The sequence below is a fragment of the Ruegeria sp. BE3 genome (genome assembly GCF_056538865.1).
On record NZ_JBQFTW010000003.1, the window covers coordinates 339,732 to 365,781 of the forward strand.

The 26,050-nt window shown below is 57.8% G+C and carries 18 protein-coding genes; 5 read left to right on the plus strand and 13 right to left on the minus strand.

Features of this window, described 5'->3' with window-relative positions:
* Positions 1-41: 41 nt before the first annotated feature.
* The 9 genes from ACR0AZ_RS11225 to ACR0AZ_RS11265 form a co-directional block, all read right to left on the minus strand.
* Complete coding sequence (locus ACR0AZ_RS11225) at positions 42-800, minus strand: glycosyltransferase family 2 protein (RefSeq protein WP_480472330.1); 759 nt, start codon at positions 798-800, stop codon at positions 42-44.
* Positions 794-1,114 carry a cupin domain-containing protein gene (locus ACR0AZ_RS11230; RefSeq protein WP_480472329.1) on the minus strand — a complete coding sequence of 107 codons (321 nt, stop codon included), beginning with the start codon at positions 1,112-1,114 and terminating at the stop codon, positions 794-796. The genes ACR0AZ_RS11225 and ACR0AZ_RS11230 overlap by 7 nt, the downstream gene beginning before the upstream one ends.
* Positions 1,111-1,857, minus strand: a complete 747-nt coding sequence (locus tag ACR0AZ_RS11235) for a glycosyltransferase family 2 protein (RefSeq protein ID WP_480472328.1) — start codon at positions 1,855-1,857, stop codon at positions 1,111-1,113. The genes ACR0AZ_RS11230 and ACR0AZ_RS11235 overlap by 4 nt, the downstream gene beginning before the upstream one ends.
* Entirely contained in the window at positions 1,854-2,486 is a 633-nt protein-coding gene (locus ACR0AZ_RS11240; RefSeq protein ID WP_480472327.1) for an HAD family hydrolase, read from the minus strand. Before ACR0AZ_RS11240 ends, ACR0AZ_RS11235 begins: the two co-directional genes overlap by 4 nt.
* Complete coding sequence (locus ACR0AZ_RS11245; protein WP_480472326.1) at positions 2,476-2,946, minus strand: PI-PLC domain-containing protein; 471 nt, start codon at positions 2,944-2,946, stop codon at positions 2,476-2,478. Before ACR0AZ_RS11245 ends, ACR0AZ_RS11240 begins: the two co-directional genes overlap by 11 nt.
* A 294-nt stretch (positions 2,947-3,240) precedes the next feature.
* A complete protein-coding gene (locus tag ACR0AZ_RS11250) occupies positions 3,241-4,119 on the minus strand; it encodes a class I SAM-dependent methyltransferase (protein WP_480667463.1) in 879 nt (292 codons plus the stop codon).
* Positions 4,120-4,177: 58 nt separating this feature from the next.
* The gene (locus ACR0AZ_RS11255) at positions 4,178-5,020 is read right to left on the minus strand and encodes a CpsD/CapB family tyrosine-protein kinase (RefSeq protein WP_480658960.1); all 843 of its coding nucleotides are present in this window, start codon (positions 5,018-5,020) and stop codon (positions 4,178-4,180) included.
* Between the two features lie 13 nt (positions 5,021-5,033).
* Entirely contained in the window at positions 5,034-6,593 is a 1,560-nt protein-coding gene (locus ACR0AZ_RS11260) for a GumC family protein (RefSeq protein ID WP_480667464.1), read from the minus strand.
* Positions 6,590-7,492: an ExeA family protein gene (locus ACR0AZ_RS11265; RefSeq protein ID WP_480472322.1), complete on the minus strand. Its 903-nt coding sequence runs from the start codon at positions 7,490-7,492 to the stop codon at positions 6,590-6,592. Before ACR0AZ_RS11265 ends, ACR0AZ_RS11260 begins: the two co-directional genes overlap by 4 nt.
* Positions 7,493-7,960: 468 nt before the next feature.
* On the opposite strand from ACR0AZ_RS11265, the gene ACR0AZ_RS11270 reads away from it, so the two are divergent.
* Positions 7,961-9,316 (plus strand): oligosaccharide flippase family protein, encoded by a 1,356-nt coding sequence (locus ACR0AZ_RS11270; protein WP_480472321.1) that lies wholly within the window; start codon positions 7,961-7,963, stop codon positions 9,314-9,316.
* A 4-nt stretch (positions 9,317-9,320) separates the two neighbouring features.
* Here ACR0AZ_RS11270 and ACR0AZ_RS11275 read toward each other — a convergent pair whose 3' ends face one another.
* Positions 9,321-9,491, minus strand: coding sequence for a hypothetical protein (locus ACR0AZ_RS11275; RefSeq protein ID WP_480667465.1), 171 nt, complete (start codon positions 9,489-9,491; stop codon positions 9,321-9,323).
* Between the two features lie 347 nt (positions 9,492-9,838).
* Between ACR0AZ_RS11275 and ACR0AZ_RS11280 the strand changes: the two genes are divergently transcribed.
* From ACR0AZ_RS11280 to ACR0AZ_RS11295, 4 genes are read left to right on the plus strand one after another with little or no spacing between them, the layout of a single operon-like run.
* On the plus strand, positions 9,839-16,261 hold the full coding sequence (locus ACR0AZ_RS11280) for a type I polyketide synthase (protein WP_480667466.1): 6,423 nt from the start codon (positions 9,839-9,841) through the stop codon (positions 16,259-16,261).
* Complete coding sequence (locus ACR0AZ_RS11285; protein WP_480472319.1) at positions 16,240-17,250, plus strand: glycosyltransferase family 2 protein; 1,011 nt, start codon at positions 16,240-16,242, stop codon at positions 17,248-17,250. The genes ACR0AZ_RS11280 and ACR0AZ_RS11285 overlap by 22 nt, the downstream gene beginning before the upstream one ends.
* Before the next feature lie 2 nt (positions 17,251-17,252).
* On the plus strand, positions 17,253-21,878 hold the full coding sequence (locus ACR0AZ_RS11290) for a MupA/Atu3671 family FMN-dependent luciferase-like monooxygenase (protein WP_480667467.1): 4,626 nt from the start codon (positions 17,253-17,255) through the stop codon (positions 21,876-21,878).
* Positions 21,875-22,534, plus strand: a complete 660-nt coding sequence (locus ACR0AZ_RS11295; RefSeq protein WP_480472317.1) for a 4'-phosphopantetheinyl transferase family protein — start codon at positions 21,875-21,877, stop codon at positions 22,532-22,534. Before ACR0AZ_RS11290 ends, ACR0AZ_RS11295 begins: the two co-directional genes overlap by 4 nt.
* A gap of 94 nt (positions 22,535-22,628) precedes the next feature.
* Here the strand turns inward: ACR0AZ_RS11295 and nadC are convergent, their stop codons facing one another.
* From nadC to nadA, 3 genes are read right to left on the minus strand one after another with little or no spacing between them, the layout of a single operon-like run.
* The gene (nadC, locus tag ACR0AZ_RS11300; RefSeq protein ID WP_480667468.1) at positions 22,629-23,489 is read right to left on the minus strand and encodes a carboxylating nicotinate-nucleotide diphosphorylase; all 861 of its coding nucleotides are present in this window, start codon (positions 23,487-23,489) and stop codon (positions 22,629-22,631) included.
* A gap of 12 nt (positions 23,490-23,501) precedes the next feature.
* On the minus strand, positions 23,502-25,040 hold the full coding sequence (locus ACR0AZ_RS11305) for an L-aspartate oxidase (RefSeq protein ID WP_480667469.1): 1,539 nt from the start codon (positions 25,038-25,040) through the stop codon (positions 23,502-23,504).
* Entirely contained in the window at positions 25,037-26,008 is a 972-nt protein-coding gene (nadA, locus tag ACR0AZ_RS11310; RefSeq protein WP_480472314.1) for a quinolinate synthase NadA, read from the minus strand. The genes ACR0AZ_RS11305 and nadA overlap by 4 nt, the downstream gene beginning before the upstream one ends.
* Positions 26,009-26,050: the final 42 nt, after the last annotated feature.

Sequence of the window (26,050 nt, forward strand, 5' to 3'; positions counted from 1 at the left end):
GACAAACCTTAAAAAACAGGCTGTTATCAGATTGTGGGTCGTTATTCATCAACCAACCCCTTGATGGCCTTCTGCGACACCGGAGATGTGAGGAACGCATCCAGATCAACCGGCACACCGATCCCGTGCATTCCAGCGCCGACCTTACCGATCGTATGACATACGATTTGCGCACCGGCATCCGCCATGGCGGTATAAACGGGAGCCACATAAAACTCGCCATTCACCCGGATATCCTCCGCTATCATGCGATCCGCCGCCGCAACGAAATCCGAACCTTTCGCAAAGTTGTAGATGCCCACGGTCGCCTCGTCTGAGACGACAACCTTTTCGATCACTTCGACCACGCGCCCGCTATCGTCCCGGCGCACGAAGGACCATTTATCGTCATCGGCCCACATCGTCATGATCAACCCATCAGCATCGCCAATATCAGACAGATATGCATCAATACTTGCATCAATGTACTGATCGCAGTTGGCAATCATCAGCGGGTTATCATTATCAATCACCTCGCGTGCCAGCAACACGGTGCACGCCGCGCCCTCGGTCACTTCATCCACATAGATGATACCACAGCCTGGTGCCCAGCTTTGCAGTTTGTCAGCTAGACCATACTCGGTATCGTGGTCTCGCAAGATCAAAAACGTAAAACGATGCGGAGTGCTCGGTGTCAGATTTTTGATCACCACTTGGATCATCGGGAACCCGTGAACCGGGATCAGTGGTTTGGGCAAATCATAACCAGCAGTCGCAAACCGGCTGCCACGACCCGCCATCGGCACAACGATGTTCAACATAGATATTTGTCCCCTGCTATGCTGGGTAGTTTCACGACAACGGTCGTGGTATCGGTCAGAGCTTCAAAATCAGTGGCTTCACCTGGTTCAATCAGAATGATATCGCCATCCGAATATTCCTGATCATTCATCCGCACGCGGCCCGAAACAATCAATGTCACTTCGGGTGCAATCTTGTGCATGTGGCGTGGTTCGAGAGTGCCTGCATCATAGCTTTTCACAGCGACCTCCGCGGCTTCAGTCCGCAGCACAGCCGGGTCGAAATCTCCGACAAACCAACCTTTAGTCATGTCATTCAGGCGGAAGGTTTTCATTGCCGCACCGCCTTTCGGCGCGCCACCAGCTCTTGCTCATATTCTTCAACCGCCTGCGGTGTGGCCAATGAAATATACTGGTCACGATCAATCCGATGAATCCCGATCTGTTTCTGCGACAAGATCATCTCATTGAAGGACGGACAAACAAAAAACCCGCCATTCACATCAGCCCCTTTCAGGATCATGGTTTTCGCCGCTTCGACAAAGTCCGCACCCTTTCGGAAATAGTAAATCCCTGCAGTCGCGTCGCGGCTGATCGGGCGTTTTTCGGCGGCTTCGATCACCAGCCCGTCTTTGTCGGTCTTGACGAAAGACCAGCGTGGGTGAACGCTGTCAAAGACAACCGTTCCTGCGTCCAGATCACGCGCGCGAAATTCGTCGATTACCGAGCCAACATCAAAGGCCAAAACCTGATCGGAATTGGTAATCAATAGCTCTTCGTCATTGTCCATATGCGCAACGGCTAAAAGCGCAGTGCAAGCTGCACCTGCCGTCTTGCCATCCGCGCGCACGACTGAGCATCCTGGGATCAGCAAACGCAGGACATCTCCAAGGTGAAACCGAAGGTCATCTTCCTTGCGCACGATAAATACAAACTCGACCCCGGCGATACTGGTCAACGGCTCGGTCGTATGATCAATCAAAGGACGGCCGTCGATCTCGATAATCGGCTTTGCAAAAGGAAAGCCATGTTTGCGGAACAGATCATCTCCGCCTGCCATGGGAATCACAATTTTCATGCGGCGCGCTCCTCTACCTGAGCAATGGCATCAAGAATACGATCCAATTGCACATCAAATACGGTCTGAACGACTAGCAAGGGGCATCCTGCTTCTTCCGCAGCTTTGATCCCGTTCGGATTGTCTTCGACCACCAAGCACTGCTCAGGCTTCAAACCCAGCTTCTCGGCGGCGGTCAGGTAAATCTCGGGATGCGGCTTCGCCTTCTTCACATCCTCATTGCTGAGCATCACATCGAGGTACTTGGACAGCGCAGCCTGATCCATCATCAGCTCGACACTACTGCGCACCGCATTCGAGGCTAGGCCCAGCTTGTAACCACGCGCCTTGAGGTTGGAGAGGGCATATTCATGCACGAAGATCGGATTACAGTTCAGATGTACCTGATCGATCGTAAACTTCTGCTTCAACGTGTTCAGAAACCCATGCAATTCACGCGGCAAACCGCGCTCTTTCGACAACATCTCCAGCTTCACACGCGTTGGCAGCCCGTCAAAAGTGGATAGATGGTCGGCGCGCGAAATCTCATATCCAAAGTGCTCCAGCGCTCGGTTCAGAGCGTGGAAATGCCACTCTTTAGCGTCAATCAGCACGCCGTCCATGTCAAATACTACGGCTTCAATCGTCATTGAAAAACTCTCTGGCTTGTTCAGGATAATCGGTGCAAATCAGGGCATTTTCATGACCCAGCACATCCGAGCCGCGCAGCATCTCCCATACCGGGCGATGATCACGACCATGCAGTTCAGGCGACACGATGCAGACCCGCTTTCCCGCATCCAAGTGGCGTGCGATGATAGCTGTATCCCACCAGTCCGAGCGGAACGCATCCAGCCAAACCCCTTCCGCGCGATCATAAAAACTGGGGTCCATTTCTTCGTCGCTATGCCGCGTAAAAACGGGGATACCCGAGTCTAGCCAGCGCAAGGCGTCTGGGACGGACATGTCAAAGACAAAGGCATCGCGAATGGAATAAGCGTCCAGAAAATCGCGCACCATGTCGGTCAGACCGTCGGCCTTTATGTTTAGTGCTAACGTCAAATTGGGCCCCAGATCGCGATAGATTTCGGCCATATCAGAGGCGAGCATACAACCATCAACTGGAGGATCATGAGACACCACCAGAGCCCCGGCAAGATCACGAAAATCCGTCTCTGTCCCGAAACCCAGTTCAAATGAACGCCTGAAAGCAACCGGTAGGTTTTTCTCTTCCGGTGATTTCCAATAACCCCTGTGGCTAAGTACCTGCATGACCATGACTACTCACTAAAACAATTCTACCTTAGGATTAACACATGACAGCCTCAAGAAATTAACCGGCTGCGTAAAAACTGATCTTCTTTTTGCAACACTGTGGAGATTACACCATCACTGTTGCTGAATTTATTGCTCCGAAATGTAATGAAAACAGGTCTCACCCTCCACCCTGCATGATGGTGATGCCTCCTTCAATCCGACTGACGACAGCCATCGCTGCATCGCCCGGCGACTGGGATAAATCGGTCGCGAGGTCGAGAATTCGCCGCGCGGTACAAGGAGGCGCTTTCCCATAGTCATGTAATTAAGTGTATTCACCACGGTGATAACATAAGCCTTTGCCTGACCCATGCCGCGCAGAAGGTCCGGTAGGTTTTCTTGGCAATATACACCAAGCGTTCCCCCAATGATGATCAATTCACCTCCTGGCCGCAGGACACGCTTGATCTCACTCAGAGCAGGGTGAATATCAAAATATTGATGCGTCGAAACGCACAGAACCAAATCTGCGTGGTCGTCGGCGAACGGTATTTGCTCTGCCTGACCATCATGAACTGTGGCTATGGGCAGACCTTCGCGTTCCGAGAAAATCGCACCCATCTGGCGATAGGCCGCAACCGGTTCGATCCCGAATGCCCCAGCGCCAACAGCCGACAGAGACAACAGGTTGGCCCCCATCCCCGAGCCAATCTCCATCACGTTGCGATCGCGAAAGTACTCTGCCGTCAAATGTGGCGCGAACCCCTCAAAGGGTAAGGCCTTGTTCCGATCCAGCCAGAACGCATACTCGCGACATGAATCCGATGCCAAACGGCCCATAGTCGTCAAGCTGCCTGACGATGCATCAAGCCACTCAAGTTCCTCGGCAACGCGAACTGTATCAGACAGCCCTGAATCCGGTTCGGCCATCAGGCTTTTCTGCAGCATGAGCTGGATCAGCTTATCTGAGTCCTTACCCAACAACTGGGCCCGAATGCGGCGCAAATGATCATCGGACCACATCATCAGGCTTCTACCTCCTGGCTTACCACGCCGCGTTTCCGGATTGGATCTGACGTCACTCTCAGTAGCCGTAGGTATAGGGCTTTTCCAGATAGCGGCACTTGTTCAGTACCACACCCAGAAGATTGCTTTTTTCGCGAATCTCATGTTCGCATTTCTTCATCTCTTCGACCGTAGAAGTCTCAGCTGCTGCGACCAGCAGCACACAGTCGATCTGGTCCAGAAAGGCGTTTGTGTCATCGCATGTCAGCAGAGGTGCCGTGTCAAAGATCATGACATCCGGATTATAGCGCGCCTCGAGCCCGTCAATCACCCGTGCCGCATCCTTGCCTTGCAGCAGTTCAGATGGGTCCTGCGCAGGGTTGCGATTGGTGGCGAAGGCCAGCTTGTTCTTATAGCAGAACATATGCTCCTCAGGATCTGACGTACCTGCCAAGGCCAGAGCAAAGGCATGTTTCTCAGGCAGATTAAGCATCTTTTCAATGGACGGTCTGCGCAGATCGAGATCTATCAACATTGTGCGCATATCGCGCTGTCGGGCCAACCCGAACGCCAGATTAAGGCTCAATGTCGACTTACCACAAGCGCTGCCAGGTGAGGTGATCGCAACGCGACGCCAACCGTTTTTGCGCATTTCATGAAGCAGTTTGGTTCTCATGCCGTCGAATACGCTGGAATCATCGCCCGGCTGGTCCGTAACGACGCGGGCGCGTCTCAAGGCTTTGGCACTGAATTCCTGCCGGGGCAAATCGGCCCAAGCCTTGTCGGTATCCTTGACCGGGTTGGGTTCTGCAATCTCGCTTTGGGGAACCGCGACATTCACAGGCTCGGCGGTTGCGACATCAGACAACGTCTTCTCGCGCGCGGCTCTAGCTTTCTGAATTGCGGATTGAATGCGTTCCATAAAAAATACCTTTTCAGCCGTTGCCGGACTGTTCGGATGCTGCACCGATGCCCAATTTGTCAGTTACAATTGATATGATCTGATCCAGCGGCTCATAGTCTATCTGCATCAGGTAGATCAGCAGACAACCCCCGATAACAGGCACCAGAACGGTCACCGCGATCACCCCTTTACGCATCGCGACCTGTTCGTTTGTCTTGATATATGGAACTGAACCAAAGACGGGTCCGCCGAGTTTTGCCTCCAACTCCTTTGGCCGTCGTATCGTGTTGTTGAGAACTTCCAGCAGAAGGAACAATGCGGCAGCCGAGCCGATACCGGCCACCAACCCCAGAAAGGCGATCAGTTTGCGGTTCGGGTCAGCCGGATGCAATGGGATCGTAGCCAATTCGGTTACAGTTATGCGCTGCCCCTGCGACTGGGCTTCAATCTGGTCGCCTGTTCTGGCCTCGGCAAGGCTGGCTGTAGCCTGAGCGTATTGATCCCGCAGGTTGTCATAGTCACGTTCAAGCGTTCCAAGTGTAATCGCGTTTCTTGGTGTCGCTTCGATCGAAACCGCCAGTTTTTCGATATCTTGTTCATTGATGGCGCGTTCTTGTTCGATAAACGCAATTTGCCCGTCGATATCCGAGAGCTGCAGTTCGAACGCCGTAATATTCGGAGCCGTCTCAGTCCCAAGCCCTAACTGAATATTGGCTGCTTCTAACGCGGCAATCTGCGCATCAAGGGATTTGATCCGGGGATGGTCATCCGAATAAATGGTCCGTGCCGAAGCGCGCTGATCCTGAAGCTGCCGCAACTGACGCTGCTCGGGGGTTAAACTTTCACCCAGAATATCCGGACGGCCCGTGCGCTCATAGACCTCGACCAAACGCGCCCTGCGATCTCTGAGGCCCGACAATTCCCGATCCAGCTGAAGCACGCGCGCTTGAAGCGATGATTGACGGTTACGTCGATATTCCAGATTTTCCGGCAAGGCGTCCTTGTGGGTTTCCTGATACTCGAGAATGCGCGCGCCCTGCTCGCCCAACTCCTTATCCAATCGCGCGACTTCGCTCACAAAAAACGCCAGCGTCTGACTGGTTGCACTGGTACGCATCTCGATGTTCTGCTCAAGAATCTGGTCGACCAGCTCATTGGTGACGACCGCAGAAATCTCACCGGTTGGCGCAGCGAAGGAAACCCGAACAAAGGAAGCACGATTGTTGAAATCGAACAGAGGAAGATCAATGGTGATGCGTTCGATCATGTCGGCGACGATTACATCATCTGGCAGGTCGGGTTGATCAGCGTGGACTCCGAATTTGTCCGACAATTCCAGCAATTTCGAACGCGTCAGGAGACGCTGCTGGATCACTTCAAGGATTTCAATTCCGCTCGCCTGAACGGTAGAGGAAGCGAGCTCACCGGGGATTTGCGGCGATTCAACAACCAGGCGCGCCTGTGCGCGATAAACCGGCGGCAAGGTGAACGCCAGCACGAGACCAGCGACCGTGCAGCCAATCACTATCAAAGCCAGATAGTGAAAGCGCCGAAAGAAAAGCGACAAATAAAACCGAAACTCACTCATCATAGCTGAAAGTCGCCTGTTTGCTCTGGTTGGCGCGCTGCGAAAAAGGCACCGTCATCCAGAACCTTCTGCACAGTGTGCCCAATGATACTCTTGTTGCCGCGTGTGAACGCGTAAACCATCGATAGATCGCACAATTGGTTGACCAGCCGCGGGACGCCTCCGGTGGCTTCATGTACCAGATCAGTGGCCGCCCGGCTGAACAGATTGCGCTTGGCACCCGCTATCGCCAGCCGATGCCCAACATATTTTCGAACCGTTTTGGAATCCATCGCCGTCAAATGAAAGCTCGAAGCCACCCGCTGGGCAAACTGACGCATCTCGGGACGTCGGATCATATCCAGAAGTTCCGGCTGCCCAACCAGAACCAATTGCAACAACTCATCTTTGTTCGAGTTGATATTGGTGAACATTCGAAGCTCTTCCAGCGACTCGACACTCAAATTCTGAGCCTCGTCGAAAATCAGGATCACACGGCGCCCGCTTGCGTACTGATCAATCAGATAGGCCTGAAAAGCCGCGAAGAGGTCGACATACGTACCCCCGGCAGGCGCAGGTTGGTCCAGTGACATAAGAACCCAACGCAAAAGCTCACCCCGGTCACCATGCGCATTGGAAATCAATCCGATCTTGACGTCATCACCCACCGACTTGAGTAGATGGTGCACAAGCGTCGTTTTGCCCGAGCCTACCTCGCCCGTAATCAGGGTTATCGGCGCGCGAGTCAAAATTCCGTATTCCAGCATGGTAAACGCACGTTGATGAGACGCAGACCAGAACATGAACTCGGGATCAGGCACGAGCGAAAACGGCCGCTCGGTCAACCCGAAGTGGTCCGTGTAAATATCCAATGAGCTGCCGGTCGTATGATTACCGGACGTATGGCCAGTACGTATGTTCAACGTGATCACTCTTTCACTTACGGCGTAGACACAAACTAAAACACCGCTTGCACCATGTTACACCAAAAAACGGCGAGTTTGAGGCATCTTCTTCCAGATTCGCTATCTCGTTGCTATGTTCTAAGTCACAATAACTCGGCCTAATGATTGGCCTCGGTGATTACGCTGCTGAAATAAAGTTAGAAGCCGCAATTCCACTTCCTTGGATGAAGCGGACTAAACCCTGGTCATGGTCATATTTTGAACACTCAATACGTAACACTATTTAGCGGCGCATTCGAGTTCGCCAGCACGCTCTCCCATACCGAGTCCACTAATGATACACAACTGGCCCCACGATTGTTCAAGAATCGCAAGATCATCAAAAAAATGCCAGATTGATATTTTAAGGGTAGTTTCGAGCAAAAAAATTGCTAAGCGAGTTGAAATCTATTCGTACAGTAGTGTTCAGGTTATATTAGGTTCAATATGTTAACGCGATACAAGCAAGGGCTCTTCAGTGAGGGTCTGAATGCGCGAGCATTGCGCAGTTCTTTGTGGACGTTATTTTCATTCGGAGGCACTCAGGCAGTTCGGCTTGCGTCGAACCTGATCCTGACACGCCTACTTTTCCCCGAAGCTTTCGGCATAATGGCACTGATTGTCGCAGTGATGATTGGTCTATCCATGGTGTCGGACGCGGGGATCAGCCCTTCAATCCAACAAAATAAGCGCGGCGACGACCCGGATTTTCTGAATACAGCTTGGACTATGCAGGTCGCTCGCGGTGCGATTTTGTGGCTGGCAAGCTGCGCGCTCGCCTACCCACTAGCAAAGTTTTACAATGAACCCGCGCTCGCACTGATGCTACCGGTCGCGGGACTCTCATTGTTAATCGATGGGCTTAAACCCACGACCGTGGAAACCGCAGGTCGCCACCTGATGATCGGTCGGGTCATGCTGCTGGACTTCCTCGGCCAGACCATCGGCGTTATCGTAATGGTTGTTCTGGCGCTGGTGTTCCAGTCAATCTGGGTTCTTGTCGTCGGCATAATCGTCGCCAGCGCCTCTAAGGTCACACTTTATACCCTATTCCTTGTCGGCGAGCGCAATCATTTCCGCTGGGAAAATCAATCGGTTAGCGAGCTCTTTCACTTTGGAAAATGGATCTATGTGAGTACGATTGCTGGTTTCATCGCCACTCAGGGTGATCGTATCATTCTCGGGAAGTTTCTGACCATCGAAATGCTCGGTCTGTACAGTATCGGCTTCTTCATCGCCAGCTTCCCGTTTCTTCTGGGAGACGCGATACTGGGGCGTATTTTGATCCCACTGTACCGCGAAAAGCCGCCATCAGAATCAGCCCAAAACTTTCGCGAGCTGCGAAAAATGCGCTTCTTGGTCACTGGCGCGCTCCTAAGCATAACTCTGATCCTCGCTATGCTGGCACCGATCATCGTTTCGTTTCTATATGACCCCCGGTACTCCCATGCTGGCGGTATCGCCACGCTTATTGCGGTCGCAATGACTCCACTCGTGATTCTTCAGACCTATGACCGGGTAGCTCTGGCAGCTGGCGATTCCCGTGGTTTCTGCCTGTATGTCGTCGCAAGATCGACCACACAGATCACGTTCTTTCTTGTCGGCGTAAGCCAGTTTGGAATTATCGGCGCGTTGGCGGGACAATTTATCGCCAATATTGCCGTTTCTCCGATGTTGGCCCTGCTGGCGCGACGGCACAAAGCATGGGACCCACTACATGACGTGGTCTTTGGCGTTATCGGGATTGGCCTTGGCCTATGCGCCGTCTGGCTGAACGCAGACGCGATAGCCAAGCTTCTCTGAAAACCTAGATCGTTGGGTTGAGCTCGCGACGCTCTTTTTTCCGCGTTGCCATGAAGGGTTTTTCGGCAGTCGAAAACATCAGCGCAGAAAACCCTATGGGCAGAACGGCAGCCAGCGCCAGAAACGGCGAGCTTCCGAATGTGCCGGTCTGGTTATAGGCGAGCGCTTCATGCAATGTCGTCTTGACTCAATGCAGGTCGCGAAACATGTCGCCATCAGCAGGTTTTTAAGCGGGGCACTCACCAAAAAGGCCTCGACAATCTGTGGTCAATTGGAAAACTGTTTCCTATATAGGCACCTGCTGGTTGACAGATTGGGAAAGCTTGAAGAAACCGCCGGATTGGCCATATTTCAGGCTATTTCGTTCGCTAAGCTGGGATTATTGGTTCAGCTTCAGATCTGGGAAGGGCTAACTGATCGGAAACCACCGCAAGTTCCGTGATACTGTTCATAGATATCCAGGCAACAAGTGCATTATGCGGTACAGGAATTAATACGTTCAAAGGTTACTCGGTTAAGGTTATGGACGGTTCAAAAGTGAATAACTCAGCCAGAGATGGTGATATCGCGATCGTTGGCATGGCGGCGCATTTGCCCGGCGCCGACTCGATTGAAACATTCTGGTCTAATCTGCGCGGCGGCATTGAATCGATACAGCGCCTGAGCGAGGAAGACCTTTTGGCCTCGGGCGAGGCACCTCATCTTCTGAAACGGCCTGACTATGTGCCTTTTGCCGCACCGCTCGACGGGTTCGATCGGTTTGATGCCGAGTTCTTTGGCCTCTCGCCCAAGGAAGCCGCCATCATGGACCCGCAACACCGGCAGCTGCTGGAATGCGCATGGGAAGCTTTGGAGAACGCAGGCCACCCGCCCGAGACCTTTCCCGGACCCATCGGTGTGTTCGCGGGCTGCGGAATGGGCAGCTATTTCTATTTCAACGTCTGCTCAAACCCGGATCTGGTCGATGATGTGGGTATGTTCCTGTTGCGCCATACCGGCAATGACAAGGATTTCCTGTCCACCCGTGTCAGTCATGTGCTGGACCTGAAGGGGCCCAGCGTCAATGTGCAGACCGCATGCTCAACCTCGTTGGTTGCGGCGCATTATGCCGTGCAGGCGCTGATGACCGGCGAATGCGATATGGCGCTGGCGGGCGGTGTCACCATAGAACTGCCTCAGAACCGAGGATACATCTATAAAGAGGGCGAGGTGCTGTCGCCCGACGGCCAATGCCATGCATTCGATCACCGTGCGCAGGGAACCGTCTTTGGTTCGGGCGCTGGTGTCGTCGTGCTGCGCAGATTGGCGGATGCGCTGGAGGACGGGGACCATATCTGGGCCGTCATCCGCGGTACGGCGATCAACAATGACGGGGCCGCCAAGGCTGGTTATCTCGCACCCTCGGTCGACGGCCAATCCGCCGCGATTTCCGAGGCCCATATGATGGCGGACGTGACCGCCGACACGATCGACTATGTCGAGTGCCATGGCACGGGCACCTATCTGGGCGACCCGATCGAAGTGGCGGCGCTGACCAAAGCGTTCTCGGAAACCACGCAGGAAACCGGGTTCTGCCGTCTGGGGTCGGTGAAGACCAATATCGGCCACCTCGATACAGCCGCCGGTGTGGCCAGCCTGATCAAGGCGTCACTGTCGTTGCATCACCGTCAGTTGCCGCCCAGCCTTGGTTATGAAAAGCCCAACCCGGCAATTGATTTTGAAACCAGCCCCTTCCGCGTCAACGACACGCTGACTGACTGGGTGCCGCAGAAAGGCCCGCGCCGGGCCGGTGTGAACTCGTTGGGTGTTGGGGGCACCAACGCGCATGCGATCTTACAGGAGGCACCGGTACGGCAGGAGTCTGATCCTTCGGACTGGCCGTTCCAGTTGCTGACCGTCTCGGCCCGCAGCAAGAAGGCGCTGGATCAAGGGGCCGAAGCGCTGGCTGCGCATTTGCGCGCGAACCCCGGTCAAAACCTCGCAGATGTGGCTTGGACCCTGAAACAGGGTCGGCGCGCGTTTGAAAAACGCCGGGTTGTGGTGGCTGAAACGCACGAACAAGCCGCAGCGATTCTGGAAGAAAACGACCCGCGTCGCGTGTTCACTCATACGGTGATCTCGGACAACCCCGACCATGTATTCATGTTCCCCGGCGGCGGGGCGCAATACGCGGGCATGGCGCGCGATCTCTATGAGACCGAACCGGTCTTTGCCGACTGGATGGACAAGGGTCTGGATATCCTTCAGCCCAAGCTTGACTACGACATCCGCGCCATCTGGCTGCCCGAGCCGGATCAGATGGCCGAGGCGGATGAGCGGTTGAAGACCCCTTCGGTGCAACTGCCACTGATCATGATCACCGAATACGCGCTTGCGCAGCTTTGGATGTCATGGGGCGTGGAACCGGCGGCCCTTGTGGGTCATTCGATGGGAGAGAACACGGCGGCCTGTGTCGCAGGCGTGATGTCGTTTGAGGATTGCATCGGGCTGGTCCATCTGCGCGGCAAGCTGTTCGATACGGTGCCTGCGGGCGGGATGCTCAGCGTGCCGCTGCCAGCGGATGAGCTGCGCCCGCTGCTAGGGGATGACCTTGATCTGGGTGCGGTGAATGCGCCGGGCCTGACAGTCGCCACCGGCCCACAAGCCGCACTGGATGACCTGCAGCAGAGACTGGCGAAACAGGATGTCGACTGTCAGCGCATCCCGATCGATATCGCCGCCCATTCGCGGATGCTGGAACCGATCCTGAAGGATTTCGGTGATTATCTGCGGTCGATCAAGCTCAACGCACCACAGATTCCCTTCCCTTCGAACCGCAGCGGCACCTGGATCACCGAAACCGAGGCTACCGATCCCGAATACTGGGTCGGTCACTTGCGCGGCACCGTCCATTTTGCTGATTGCATCGGCACTCTGGCTGAAAACCCTGAGCGTATCTTTATCGAGGTTGGCCCTGGCAAAGCGCTGGCCTCTCTAACAGGACAGCATGACAAGGTTGACGCCAATCAAGTGATCGGCAGCCTGCGCCACCCGGATGATAGCGTCGCTGATGACGCCTATTTCATGGCGATGCTGGGCCGTGTCTGGGCGCTTGGCGGAACGTTTGATTGGGCACAAATCTGGGGCGAGGCACGGCGCAACCGGGTGCCGCTGCCGACCTATCGGTTCCAGCGCTCTCCCTATTTCATCGAGCCGGGCAAGGTGCAGTCTGACAGCGCGCAAAAATGGCTGATGCGGACCGAAAACCCCGAAGACTGGGGCTATCGCGTGGCATGGTCGCCCAAATATGCCGAATGTGATGTGGATGTCTCGGGCGATCTGTCGGATAGCACACAGGAAAACTGGCTGATCTTCGCGGATGAGGCCGGGCTGTGCGGCGGGTTGGCCGAACGCCTGCGCAAAGCCGGACATACGGTGACCCTCGTCACCGCCGGCGATGCGTTTGCACGCATTGATGCTGATACCTATCGACTTGCCCCCGAACGCGGGCGCGAAGGGTATCAGGCGCTGCTTGCCGATCTGGCAGCTAATGACCGCGTTCCCGACCGGATCGTGCACGGCTGGCTGCTGACACAGGACGAGAGCTTCCGTCCCGGCAGCAGCTTCTTCCATCGCAATCTTGAGCAGGGCTTTTTCAGCCTGTTCTTCCTTGCGCAGGCCATCGGGGAAGAGGACCTCTCGGGCCCGATGCATATCAGCATCCTAAGCTCTGGCGCGTTTCAGGTCCGGGACGAAGGCCTGCCCCATCCCGAAAAGGCCACGCTGACTGGCCCTGCCCGCGTGATCCCCCGCGAATATCCGGGTATCACCTGCGGGGTTTTGGACATCGACCTGCCGCAGCAAAACGGCAAACGCAAAGCTCCTGCCCCGTCGCCCGAACTGGCCGATCAGGTACTCGAAGACCTGCTGGCCACTCCCGGAAATTGGACGGCTGCCCTGCGCGGCGGCAAGCGGATGGATCAGCAATACCGTACTCAAACCCTGCCCGATCCGATGCCTCAGGATCTGCCACTGCGCGATGGCGGCACCTATCTGATCACCGGCGGTTTTGGCGGCATTGGTCTGACGCTGGCCGAGTCACTCATCAATCGCTGCAAGGCAAATATCGTTCTGGTCTCGCGCGGCGCTCTACCGCCCCGTGACCAGTGGCCCCGCATCCTGCAAAACAGCGCGCCACAAGATGGCACAGCCCGCCGTATCCGCGCGATTGAGGCGTTGGAGGCTGCTGGCGGCAAAGTCCTGTCGATCAGCGCCGATGTCTCGAATGTCGAAGATATGCGTGCAGCAATCGATCAGGTGACAGCCGAGTTTGGCCAGATCAATGGCGTCATCCACGCAGCCGGTCTGATCGACGACGCCCCCATCATGACCAAGTCCATGATGGAGATCGAAGACGTCTTTACCCCAAAACTCCACGGCACGCAGGTCATAGACCAGTTGTTCCCTGATGGCACACTTGACTGGTTGGTGCTGTTCTCCTCGACCTCGACAGCGACTGCCTCGATTGGTCAGGTCGATTACGTGGCGGCGAATGAATACCTTAACGCTTACGCCCGCGCGCGCGCCGGGGACAAAACGCAAGTGCTGGCGATCAACTGGGGCATCTGGTCCGATGTCGGCATGGCTGCCGACGCGATGGAGGCGCGCACGGGCGGCACCCCACCCCCGACCGAGCCTGCTTCTGTTCCGATGCTGGATGAGGCCACATTCGATCCCTCGGGCAACCGGCTCTTCACCGCGACCTATTCTGCCAAAGACCGCTGGTTCTTGAACGATCACCGTACCAAGGCAGGTGACGCGCTGATCCCCGGCACCGGCTATCTTGAACTGGCGGCCGAGGCGATGGACGCGCAGGGTGAGATCACTCCGTTTGAGATCAGGGATCTGTACTTCCTGCGCCCGCTCGCGGTTTCCGATAGCAAAGATCAGCAGGTTAAGCTGCGCCTGCCGCGCAGTGATGTTGGTTATGATCTGGTCGTCGAAAGCGCTGCCGAAGGTGACGGCTTTGAAATGAACGCGCAGGCCAGCCTGTCTCTGCTGCCGCTACCCACGCCCGATCCTATCGATATCGCCGCGATTGCCGCGCGCTGCTCCGATCCGCGGCAAGCGCCCGAAGGTGGGCGCCTGCGGTCCAGCCAAGAGGCGCATCTGGCCTTTGGTCCGCGTTGGCGTGTTTTGACCTCGACCGCGCTTGGACAGAGTGAGGGGATTGCACATCTGGCCCTGACGGATGATCTGCGCAGCGATCTTGATACAGGGTATCGCCTGCATCCCGGCCTGATGGATCTGGCAACCGGTTGGGCCATGGCGCTGATCGAAGGCTATGAGCCGACCCACCTGTGGGTGCCTGTTTCATACCGATCAGTCCGTGTTCACCGACCCTTGCCTGCGGAAATCGTCAGTTGGGTGCGCAATGCGGGCGATAACCGGGCTGATGGTGAAACCGCCAGTTTCGACGTCACGATCACTGCCCCAGACGGCACCGTCTGCGTTGAGGTCGAGGGCTTTTCGATCCGCCGCATGGAAGAGGCCGCCGGTTTTGCTGCGTCCGAGGCTCCGACCGCGCAGACAAGCGAATTGGACACTCCGGCCCCGCTGTCGCCAGCCGAGGAACGTCTGCGCCACAACCTGTCGCAGGGTATTCTGGCCAGCGAAGGGGCCGATCTGTTCTTCCGGGCGCTGGCAGCAAAGCAATCGCAGGTCATCCTGTCCTCGCTTGATCTGAATGGCCTTGTGGCGCAGGCGGGTGAAAGCAATGCCGATGCCGCCGGGTCGGAACAGAAGTTTGAACGGCCCGAGCTAGACTCGGATTACGTGGCCCCTGAAAATGATATCGAAATCCGGCTGGCCGGCTTCTGGCAGGAACTGCTGGGCGTCGATCAGATCGGGGTCGAAGACAGTTTCTTCGATCTTGGCGGCCATTCTTTGATCGCCGTGCGTCTCTTCGCGCAAATCCGCAAAACCTACAACGTGGATTTCCCGATCTCGGTCCTCTTCGAAGCTCCGACAATCCGCAAATGTGCGGAACTGATCGCCGCACGCGGTGTTCCGACCGAAGGAGGTGGTGGCGAAGCACCAGCGGCTGCCCCGGCCACTCCGGAACGGAGGTTCACTCATCTTGTGCCGATGCACACCGGCGAGGGCGGACCAAAGACGCCGTTCTTCCTTGTCGCAGGTATGTTCGGCAACGTGCTGAACCTGCGTCACCTGGCGCATCTGATCGGCACCGACCGGCCCTTCTATGGTCTACAGGCGCGTGGACTGTTCGGGGATGAAGACCCCCATCGCGACCTGTGCGAGGCCGCGCGTGATTATATTGCCGAGATGCGGCAGGTTCAGCCAAAAGGACCGTACATGCTGGGCGGCTTCTCGGGCGGTGGCATCACAGCCTATGAGATCGCGCAGCAATTGACAGCGGCGGGCGAAGAAGTCAGCGCGCTGGTAATGCTCGACACCCCGCTGCCGGTGCGGCCCTCAATCAGCAAACGCGACCGGATCATGATCCAGCTTCTGGAACTGCGCGAACGCGGCCCAAGCTACCCTGTTGAATGGGCCAAGAACCGCATCGCGTGGGAGATGGAGAAACGCAAATCTGATGAAGAACCGGAAGCCGAAGGCCAGCAATTCCACAACGCTGCCATAGAAGAGGCGTTTCTGGAAAGCGTTGGCTCTTATCCGCTGAAACCGTGGTCCGGCCCGCTAACCTTATTCCGTCCACCGCTGGTGGCGAAATGGAAGGTGGCCCCGGATCGCCTGATCAACCACGAACGCGACTACATCACCCCGGACAATGACTGGACCCCATGGGCTCCGAAAATCGAGGTGTTCGAGGTGCCCGGAGACCATGACTCGATGGTACTGGAACCAAATGTACGCGTTCTGGCCTCACGTATGAAACGATGCCTGGATGAGGCGGAGAGAAAATGTCTGACCCCAGCCTCCTGACCGTTCTGCTGAATTACAAAACCGCGGAAATGACCCTGCGCGCGGCCGAAGCCGTGCGTACCGCGATGGAAGGTATCAAGGGTGAGATCATTATCGTCGACAACGACTCGCAGGATGGGTCTTACGAGACGATTCTGACCCATGTGACTGAACAAGGCTGGGACAAGGACGGGCAGGTTCGGGTGATCCAATCCGGCCATAATGGCGGCTTCGGTGCTGGCAACAATGTGGGCATCCGCGCTGGGCTAAGCGACGGATCGCGGCCCGATTATTGCTATATCGTCAACTCGGATGCCTTCCCTGCGCCGGATGCAATCCGCATCCTGCTGAGCCATCTTGAAACCACGCCCGAGGCCGGGCTCGCGGGCAGCTATATCTACGGCGACGATGGAGAGCCGCATCTGACCAGCTTCCGCTTTCCTTCGATCGCCAGCGAGTTTGAGGGCTCGATCAATTTCGGGCCCGTCAGCAAGCTGCTGGGCCACAGGGCCGTTCCCATCCCGATCCCGACGGAAACGCAGCCTGTGGACTGGCTGGCCGGGGCCAGCCTGATGATGCGTGACAGCGTGTTGGCCAAGATCGGACTGTTTGACGAAACCTTCTTTCTTTATTTTGAGGAAACCGACCTTTGCCGTCGGGCCGCCCTTGCCGGGTATCGCACCGATTATGTGCGCAACAGTGAGGTCATGCATATCGGCTCGGCCTCGACGGGTATGAAAACGTGGAGGCGCGTGCCCGGATACTGGTACGATTCAAGGCTGCACTATTTTGTCAAAAACCACGGCGCGCTTTACGCGGCTGGTGCCACTCTGGCCCATCTTGCAGGTGGGTTCCTGCATTGGCTACGGTGCCTGATCACCCGCAAGGAACGCGGCGTTTCACCCTATTTTCTGCTGACCCTACTCTGGCATGATACCCGTGCGCTATTTCGCGCGGCGCTGGGCCGTAACAGGAAGGTCGGCGCCCCAGAACCTGTTGTTGGAGAGTAATGATGTCGTTTACCACGCTTTTGATCGGCCACGAATCCCTTGTGATTCAATGTGGAACCATGCTGCGCGAGGCGGGTCACGGCATTCAGGGCGTAGTGACCCGAAACGACGACGTTCGCGCATGGGCTGAGGCTGAGGGCCAACCCGTTCATGCCCCTGGTAAAGATTTGCAGGACCGGCTGGGTGAGACCTCATTCGACTGGTTACTCAGCATTGCCAATCTGGATCTTCTGCCGCAATCGCTGCTGGATCGAGCGGGCAAAGGCGCGGTCAACTTTCACGACGGCCCATTGCCGCGTTATGCAGGGCTGAACGCTCCGGTATGGTCGATTTTGAACGGCGAGACCCGGCACGGCATCACATGGCACATGATTTCAGGTGGCGTGGACGAAGGCGACATTATCGCCCAGCGCATGTTCGATATCGACACCAATGAGACGGCGCTGACGCTGAACACCAAATGCTATGCCGCTGCGATCGACAGCTTTCCCGAAGTGATTGGGACACTGGCAAGTGACCATCCCACGCTGACCAAACAGGACCTGAGCCTGCGCAGCTATTTTGCCAAAGACGCGCGCCCTTCGGCAGCAGGACGGCTGGATTTCATCAAATCGGCACAAGAAGTTGCGACAATGGTCCGTGCGCTGGATCACGGCGAATACTGGAACCCGCTGAGTTGCGCCAAGCTGGAACGCGGCGGTCGCATCTGGCTGGTTGGCAAGGCTGACGTGGCTGAGGCCGATGCCATCGAAACCCCCGGCACCATCCTGTCGCGCACCGAAGACAGCCTGACCATCGCCACCGCTGACGGCGCGGTCGCGCTGAGTGGATTCCGCGATTGCTTTGGTGCGACCGTTTCGGCTGATACGGTCACGAATGGCAGCAAAGCCCTAGCGTCTCCCTCGGTTGAAGAGGCTGAAGCGTTGAGCAAAGAGCTGACCTCGACGCTCGCCTCGGAGCCCGCGTGGCGGGCCGATCTGGAGCAGCTCAGCCATCCCGACATTCCGATGATCGACGCCTCCGCCGCGTCAGGCGCGCCGCGAATGCAAACGCTGCACGTCCCCGCAGGCGTGACCGAAGCGCAGATCAACGGCGCGCTGGCCGCGTTGTTCTGCCGTCTGGCCGACAGCGATACGCTCGATCTGGCGCAACAGATGCCGGGCGACAGCACCCATCTGTCGCCTTGGGTTCCGGTGCGGTTCAGCACGGGCAGCAGCTTTGCCGCCTCTTGCGCCAAATTCGATGCCGAGCGCGCCAACGCTCAGGTGCGCGGGCCGTTTGCCTGTGATCTGCCCGCCCGTGTCCCGGCACCGGTTCAGACGCCGCAGATCGGCATCACCAACTCCGTCGCTTCGGGGCTGGTTCCCGGGACCAGTCTGACTCTGACACAAAACGGAGATCAGGTGATCCTGATCGCCGACGGTGGTCAAGTGAACGAGACCTCGCAACGCCTGTTCTCGGCCCGTCTGGAAAGCTTACTAGCCGCGCTGGCCGAACCTGGCATGGCCGAGCGCCCCGTCGCCGACCTGCCCATTCTGCCCGATCCCGAGCGGCAGCAGATCGTTCTGGACTGGAACGCGACCGCAACCGACTACGACCAGACCTCATGCGTGCATCATTTGTTCGAGGCGCAGGCCACGCGCACCCCTGACGCCGAAGCGCTGGTTTTTGAGAACACGGTCTACAGCTATGCCGATCTGAACGCCGCCGCGAACCGCGTGGCGCATGTGTTGCGAGATATGGGGGTCAAACCCGGAGTTCTGGTTGGCGTGCATACACGCCGCTCCCCCGCTCTGCTGATCGGCGCGCTGGCTGTCCTGAAAGCGGGCGGGGCTTACGTTCCCGTCGACCCGACCTATCCAGCGGATCGCGTCGCACTTTATCTGGAAGACAGCGGAGCGGCCGTTGTCGTCACCGATTCAAGCCTTGCCGGTAATCTGCCCCCGCATAGCGCTCAGGTTCTGGAACTGGACAGCGATCCCCGCATTGCCGCCGCCGGGGTTGAGAATATCGACAGCGGCGTCAGCGCTGATGATCTCGCCTATCTGATCTATACGTCCGGTTCGACAGGGCGGCCCAAAGGCGTGATGATCGAACATCGCAATGTGGCGAACTTTTTCACCGGCATGGACGGGCGCATCCGTCATGACCCCCCCGGCGTGTGGCTGGCCGTCACCAGCCTGTCCTTTGATATCTCGGTTCTGGAGCTGTTCTGGACGCTGGCGCGTGGGTTCAAGATCGTTCTCAGCGACGACGAAAACCGCACACTGGTTGCAGGCGACGCGGATTATTCCAAGGCCATCACGGGCCGCGGGATGGAGTTTAGCCTGTTCTATTGGGGCAATGATGACGGCGTCGGGCGCGACAAGTACAAACTGCTGCTAGAAGGCGCGCAGTTTGCCGATCAGAACGGTTTCTGCGCTGTCTGGACGCCCGAGCGCCATTTCCACGCTTTCGGTGGCCCCTACCCCAACCCGTCCGTGACCGGTGCCGCCGTGGCTGCCGTCACGCAGAATATCAGTGTGCGCGCAGGCAGCTGCGTGGCACCCCTGCACCACACCGCCCGGATTGCCGAAGAATGGGCCGTGATCGATAACCTGACCAACGGGCGCGCCGGGCTTGCCATTGCGTCGGGCTGGCAGCCCGATGATTTCGTCCTGCGTCCCGAAAACACTCCGCCCAACAACAAGCCTGCGATGTTGGAATCCATCGCCACCCTGCGCCAGCTTTGGGCCGGGGAAACGGTCGAGTTCCCTACCAAGTCCGGCGACATGCACGGCGTCGTCACCCAACCGCGCCCGGTGTCGAAGATCCTTCCGATCTGGGTCACCACAGCGGGCAACCCCGATACGTGGCGCGAGGCAGGCGCCATTGGCGCCAATGTTCTGACCCACCTTCTGGGCCAAAGCATCGAAGAGGTGTCGGAGAAGATCGGCATCTACCATGAGGCGCTGCGCGAGGCCGGGTACGACCCGAAAGACTTCAAAGTCACCCTGATGCTGCACACGTTCGTCGGCGAAGACCGCGAAGCGGTGCGAGAGGTCGCGCGCGAGCCGATGAAGGATTACCTGCGCGCAGCTGCTGGCCTGATCAAACAATACGCGTGGGCTTTCCCTGCGTTCAAGAAACCCAAAGGGGTAACCAACCCGTTCCAACTGGACCTTGGCAGCCTCTCCGAGGATGAGCTGGAAGGCATTCTGGACTTCGCCTTCCAGCGCTATTTCGAAGATTCCGGCCTGTTCGGCACGATTGAGGATTGTTTGCAACGGGTCGAGGAATTCAAGCGCATCGGCGTCGATGAGATCACATGCCTGATCGACTATGGCATCCCAGTCCCTCAAGTGCTGGACGGTTTGCGCCCACTGGCCGAGGTCCTGCGGCTGGCAAATCTGGAAACCGCGCTGGACGATAACGACTATTCCATCGCTGCGCAAATCATCCGCCATAAGGTCACGCATATGCAATGCACCCCCTCGATGGCGCAGATGCTGGTAATGAATGACGAGGCGCGCTATGCGCTGGGTCAGTTGAAACATATGATGGTCGGCGGTGAAGCCTTGCCCGGCGCGTTGGTGTCAGAGCTGAACAAGATCACGCAGGCGCAGATACAGAACATGTATGGCCCGACCGAAACCACCATATGGTCCACCACCGAAATGGCAGAACCTGTTGCCGGTGTGGTCAATGTCGGTACCCCGATTGCGAACACTCAGGTTTACGTTCTGAACGACGCCATGGACCCGGTTCCGATCGGCTCGGCCGGAGAGCTTTACATCGGTGGTGCCGGTGTTGCGCGTGGTTATTGGCAGCGCGAAGATTTGACGGCCGAACGGTTCGTGCCGGACCCATTCTCGGGCCTGCCCGGCGAGCGGCTCTATCGCACGGGCGATCTGGTTCGCTGGCGCGCCGATGGCAAATTGGACTTCCTGGGCCGTGCCGACCATCAGGTCAAGCTGCGCGGCTATCGCATCGAACTGGGCGAAATCGAAAGCTTGCTGGACGCCTGCCCGGGCATTCGCCAAACGGTCGTCATCGCCCGCGAAGATACGCCTTCGGTGGTTCAACTGGTCGCTTATCTGATCACCGATGCACCCATTGTGGAAACGGCGTTGAAAGAAGCACTTTCTGCGCAACTGCCGGATTTCATGGTCCCGGCGCATTTTGTGACGCTGGAGCAGTTCCCGCTAACGCCGAACAAGAAGATCGACCGCAAGGCCCTTCCCGCCCCGGCGCCACGACGGGTCAGCAGCCCCGTGGGCGCGGCTCAGCCCGCAGCAAGTGGCAGCAATCAGCAAAAAATCGCTGCGATCTGGGAACGTATTCTGGGCGTCACCGGTGTGACCGGGCGGGACAGCTTCTTTGATCTGGGCGGGCACTCGTTGCTGGCGGTTCAGGCGCATCGCGAGATCCGAACCGAGCTGGACGTGCCATCGCTCAGCATTACCGACATCTTCCGCTGCCCCACCCTATCCGCGCTTGCTGACGTCGTGGATCAGAAAACCGAAGGCACCGCCCCGGCAGAAAATGCGGAAGAGGTTGCCGCGGCCAAGGCAGAACGCGCTGCTGAGCGCAGCGATGCGATGGCCCGTCGTCGACAGATGCGATCCCGGCGCCAAACATCGGTATGATCGACCCGGATGCGATCATCGCCCCCCTGCGCCGGATTCTCGGTGCAGGTGTGGGGATCGCTGTCACCGACCCAGCCGTCTCAATCGGGCAGCTGTTGCCGGAGGAAGAACCCACAATCGCCCGCGCCGTAAAGGCCCGTCGAGTTGAGTTCACTGCCGGGCGCGTGGCAGCCCGGCAAGCCCTGGATCAGATCGGCCAACCTGCCGTGGCCATCCCCAGCGCACCTGACCGCAGCCCGATCTGGCCGCCGGGCATTATCGGTTCAATCACCCATTGCGCCGATCTTTGCATCGCCCTCGTCACCCGACCTCAGATTGCGCAGGGTATCGGCGTGGATGTCGAACCCAACACCCCTCTGGATCGTGAGATGCTCGATATCATCTGTACGCCCGCCGAACTATCTTGGCTGGCAGCTCAGCCAGCGGTCGAACAGAACCTGCGCGGCATAGAGATATTCTGCGCCAAAGAAAGTGCCTATAAGGCGGTCTATCCGTTGATGGGCAAAGTTCTTGCGTTTACCGATATGCGGCTCACCTTCGACCCCGACGGCACGCATTTTACCGCCATGATACCTGGCGCACCCGTCATCGAGGGCTCATTGATACGCCTGCCGCAGCACATCATCTGTGTATCGAAGGTGCCACCCGTGATCTAGGCGGGACGGGTTCAGCGATAATGATGCCCTGCCTGCAATGGTCCGCAATCTGCAGCGATCCCTAAATTCAACGGCGCCTACGCCTGCGGAAACGTCAGCGACGCTTCGCGACGAAATCGAGACCGATGTCCAGGCAAGGCGCGCTATGAGTGATCCAACCCATTGAAATAAGATCGACCCCGGTTTCCGCCACGGCCCGCACGCTGTCAGGGGTGATCCCACCCGAGGCTTCGGCGATGGCTCGCCCGTCGATCATCTCCACCGCACTGCGCAGGGTTGCCGGATTCATGTTGTCGAGAAGCACCGCATCGGCACCGATCTCCAGCACTTGGGCCAGTTGCTCCAGCGTATCGACCTCGATCTCGATCTTGACCATATGGCCCACCGTATGCCTCGCTCTGGTCAGGGCCGGGCCAACGCCCCCGGCAATGGCGATGTGATTGTCCTTGATCAGCACTGCGTCACTCAGGGAGTAGCGGTGGTTCATGCCACCGCCTGCACGCACCGCATATTTTTCAAGCGCGCGCAGACCGGGGGTGGTCTTGCGGGTGCAGGCGATGGCGGCATGTGTACCTTCGATGCGGTGCACCAGATCGGCGGTTACGCTGGCGATACCCGACAGGTGTCCCATGAAGTTGAGTGCGGTGCGCTCGGCGATCAGAAGGCTGCGCGATGGACCTTCGAACGTGGCGATGATCGTGCCCGGCGCGACGGGGTCGCCGTCCTCGACATGGCGGGTCATTGTGATAGCCGGATCAACCAGTGAGCAGGCAAGCTCTGCGCAATCCAATCCGGCAATGCATCCGGATTGCCGCACCCGGGCCACAACCTCCGAGAAATGATCATCCGGAATAACAGCGGTCGAAGTGAAATCACCAGCCAGGCCCAGATCCTCATCCAGCGCGCGGCGGATCATTGGTTCAAGCATCAGCCGGGGCAACGGTGCAAGGGGCATGTGGGTCATGGTTCAGGCAGTCCTTGGCAAGGGGTGTTCGCTGACCGAGTTGGCACGGGCCAAAACCTCGGTCAATGTCATCAAGTTTGATTGCGCTGCAGTTGCTGGTTCGGGGAAATCACTGCGATAATGCCCGCCGCGCGATTCACAGCGTCGTTCGGCGAAAACCGCAATTGAAAGCGCGACGAGAGCTGCATCAGAGGCGCGTCCGCCCGCATGAACCAGCGGCAACAAGTCCGAGATGGCACGACGCAGCCCCACCCCGTTACGGATCACGCCCAGATGTTGCGAAGCCAGAGGCTGCACCGAGTTGAGATCTGTCCTAGGCAACCTCTCAGGTTCGGGCGCAGTCAGAAGGATTTGCATCTCTCGCCCGACAATGCTGCGCGCAGCGCGACGCCCCATCACCACCGCCTCCAGCAGTGAGTTGCTGGCGAGGCGATTGGCACCATGCAAGCCCGTGGCCGCGCATTCGCCAATAGCCCAGAGGCCCGGCAGCGTACTGCACCCGCCCTCGTCGACAGCAATACCGCCCATATGGTAGTGCGCTGCCGGTCGTATCGGGATCGGTTCGCGCACGGGGTCTATACCATGGGCGGCGCACAGGGCGTGAATGCTGGGGAAACGCTGTGCAAAACCAGAGCCAAGCGTTGCACGCGCATCGAGAAACGCCTTTCCACCTTCCGAAATCACCCGATGCACGGCACGGGCAACCACGTCACGTGGGGCCAGTTCCGCATCCGGAGTATGCGCCATGAAGCGCGTGCCAGTCTGGTCGATCAGTGTGGCACCCTCACCTCGCACGGCTTCGCTGATCAAAGCCAAGGGTGTTCGCACGCTATCGAGTGCAGTGGGGTGAAACTGCACGAATTCCATATCCCGCAAAGCCGCTCCCGCACGTGCGGCCATCACGACGCCCTGACCGATATTGCCCGAAGGGTTGGTGCTGGCGTCAAACAGACCGCCACAGCCACCAGTTGCCATGATGACCTGAGCGGTGCGCAGAACCTCGGCATGATCACCATTTTGCAGATGAATGCCGCTGACGCGCCCGTCGGTTGTCATCAACCGCCGGACCTCGACACCGGTCAGGCAGGTGATCGACGGAGATCGTCGCACGGCACGCGTCAGGGCTGACGTGATTTCGGCTCCGGTGCGGTCGCCGCCAACATGCAGGATGCGGCGGCGCGAATGTGCTGCCTCTCGCCCAAATGCAAAGGCGCCGTCTGCGGCTCTGTCGAAGCGAACGCCATGGTTCTCCAATACGGCGATCGCCTCCCTCGCTTCCGACAGGATGCCGGAGACGACAGTTTGGTCACATAGACCGTCCCCGGCTCGCAAGGTATCGGACAGGTGTAATGCAGGATCGTCGTCCGACGCCAAGGCGGCAGCAATCCCCCCTTGCGCCCAAGCGCTGCTACATTCCTGCCCCAACCCATCGCGGGTGATCAGCACCACCGGTTGCGGTGCCAATTCCAGCGCGGCCATCAGCCCGGCGATGCCGCCACCGACGATGGCGGTTCGGCCATGAAGCCCTTCCAGCCGGATCATTTCACCGCCAGCATCCGTTCTACCGAGCGGCGCGCATCATTGGCGATTGCCGGATCAACGGTGACCTCGTGACGCCCAAACTCCAGCGCCTCGCGGATGTTGCGCAGGCTGATGCGCTTCATATGCGGGCACAGGTTGCAGGGACGCACAAACTCCACATCCGGGTGGTTCAGCGCCACATTGTCACTCATGGAGCATTCGGTCAGCAGACAAACCCGCGCCGGTTTCTTGTCGCCGACGAAATCCGACATTACCGCGGTAGAGCCCGAGAAATCCGCCTCGGCCACCACATCGGGCGGACATTCGGGATGGGCCAATACGGTGACGCCTGGCCACGCCTCGCGCATCGTGCGTACGTCTTCCGGGGTGAACAACTCGTGCACTTCGCAATGTCCGTGCCAGGCGATCAGTTCTACATCGGTTTCTTTGGCGACGTTTCTGGCAAGATATTCGTCCGGTATCATCAGCACGCGCGGCACCCCGAGGGATTCCACCACTTTCACCGCATTGCCCGAAGTACAGCAGATATCCGATGCTGCCTTCACAGCTGCCGACGTGTTGACATAGGTGATCACGGGCACACCGGGATGAGCTTCACGCAACAGGGCAATATCCTCGGGCGTGATCGAATCCGCCAATGAACAACCCGCACCCGTATCCGGGATCAGCACCGTTTTTTCAGGGTTTAGTAACTTGGCGGTTTCAGCCATGAAATGCACGCCCGCCAGCACGATAACATCGGCGTCGACCTCGACGGCTTCGCGCGCAAGGGCAAGGCTATCGCCTACGATATCAGCCACACCGTGGAAGATTTCCGGTGTTTGGTAGTTGTGGGCGAGGATAACCGCATTCTTCTCGCGCTTGAGTTCGAGGATGGCTTCCAGATCCTCTTCAAACAGCATCCATTCAGGTGGCGGAATGATCTGCTTGACCCGGTCATATAGCTCCGGAAGATGGAAATCTTTCATTGGCTTCTCCATTTATACTCGATTCGAGTACATCGAAGCTGT

What these genes read in the sequence shown, in the direction of transcription:
- ACR0AZ_RS11225 (WP_480472330.1), bottom strand. Translation starts at nt 800, where the DNA reads ATGTTGAACATCGTTGTGCCGATGGCGGGTCGTGGCAGCCGGTTTGCG.
- ACR0AZ_RS11230 (WP_480472329.1), bottom strand. Translation starts at nt 1,114, where the DNA reads ATGAAAACCTTCCGCCTGAATGACATGACTAAAGGTTGGTTTGTCGGA.
- ACR0AZ_RS11235 (WP_480472328.1), bottom strand. Translation starts at nt 1,857, where the DNA reads ATGAAAATTGTGATTCCCATGGCAGGCGGAGATGATCTGTTCCGCAAA.
- ACR0AZ_RS11240 (WP_480472327.1), bottom strand. Translation starts at nt 2,486, where the DNA reads ATGACGATTGAAGCCGTAGTATTTGACATGGACGGCGTGCTGATTGAC.
- ACR0AZ_RS11245 (WP_480472326.1), bottom strand. Translation starts at nt 2,946, where the DNA reads ATGCTCGCCTCTGATATGGCCGAAATCTATCGCGATCTGGGGCCCAAT.
- ACR0AZ_RS11250 (WP_480667463.1), bottom strand. Translation starts at nt 4,119, where the DNA reads ATGATGTGGTCCGATGATCATTTGCGCCGCATTCGGGCCCAGTTGTTG.
- ACR0AZ_RS11255 (WP_480658960.1), bottom strand. Translation starts at nt 5,020, where the DNA reads ATGGAACGCATTCAATCCGCAATTCAGAAAGCTAGAGCCGCGCGCGAG.
- ACR0AZ_RS11260 (WP_480667464.1), bottom strand. Translation starts at nt 6,593, where the DNA reads ATGATGAGTGAGTTTCGGTTTTATTTGTCGCTTTTCTTTCGGCGCTTT.
- ACR0AZ_RS11270 (WP_480472321.1), top strand. Translation starts at nt 7,961, where the DNA reads ATGTTAACGCGATACAAGCAAGGGCTCTTCAGTGAGGGTCTGAATGCG.
- ACR0AZ_RS11280 (WP_480667466.1), top strand. Translation starts at nt 9,839, where the DNA reads ATGGACGGTTCAAAAGTGAATAACTCAGCCAGAGATGGTGATATCGCG.
- ACR0AZ_RS11285 (WP_480472319.1), top strand. Translation starts at nt 16,240, where the DNA reads ATGTCTGACCCCAGCCTCCTGACCGTTCTGCTGAATTACAAAACCGCG.
- ACR0AZ_RS11290 (WP_480667467.1), top strand. Translation starts at nt 17,253, where the DNA reads ATGTCGTTTACCACGCTTTTGATCGGCCACGAATCCCTTGTGATTCAA.
- ACR0AZ_RS11295 (WP_480472317.1), top strand. Translation starts at nt 21,875, where the DNA reads ATGATCGACCCGGATGCGATCATCGCCCCCCTGCGCCGGATTCTCGGT.
- nadC (WP_480667468.1), bottom strand. Translation starts at nt 23,489, where the DNA reads ATGCCCCTTGCACCGTTGCCCCGGCTGATGCTTGAACCAATGATCCGC.
- ACR0AZ_RS11305 (WP_480667469.1), bottom strand. Translation starts at nt 25,040, where the DNA reads ATGATCCGGCTGGAAGGGCTTCATGGCCGAACCGCCATCGTCGGTGGC.
- nadA (WP_480472314.1), bottom strand. Translation starts at nt 26,008, where the DNA reads ATGAAAGATTTCCATCTTCCGGAGCTATATGACCGGGTCAAGCAGATC.